We start from the raw sequence: 237 nt of genomic DNA, 5'->3' as shown, positions 1-237 counted from the left end.
CGACCATGCTTGTCGACACGCTTGAGGGTGTCGCGCGCGGGCACTGCCAGCAGGCCGCCTACCGGATCATCGGCCAGTTCCGCCAGGAGCTTGTCGAGATCATCACGGCTCAGGTTAGGCCGCGCAGCATCATGCACCAAGACCCAGTCTTCATCACTGGCGCCCAGGGCATTGAGTTGCAGCAGCGCATTGAGAACCGAGCCGGAACGTTCCGAGCCGCCGTCGGCACGCTGGATA

1 protein-coding gene is annotated in these 237 nt (G+C 63.7%); it reads right to left on the bottom strand.

Translation table 11 applies throughout. The features are described 5' to 3' along the window. On the bottom strand, positions 1–237 hold a 237-nt coding region (locus AAEY72_RS16300; RefSeq protein ID WP_352311729.1), incomplete at both ends, for a 2-C-methyl-D-erythritol 4-phosphate cytidylyltransferase.

It is taken from the genome of Psychrobacter sp. W2-37-MNA-CIBAN-0211 (genome assembly GCF_040309405.1).
Lineage (GTDB): Bacteria > Pseudomonadota > Gammaproteobacteria > Pseudomonadales > Moraxellaceae > Psychrobacter > Psychrobacter glaciei.
The sequence above is the reverse complement of the archived record's forward strand: the minus strand, read 5'-3'. Positions and strand labels throughout refer to the sequence as shown.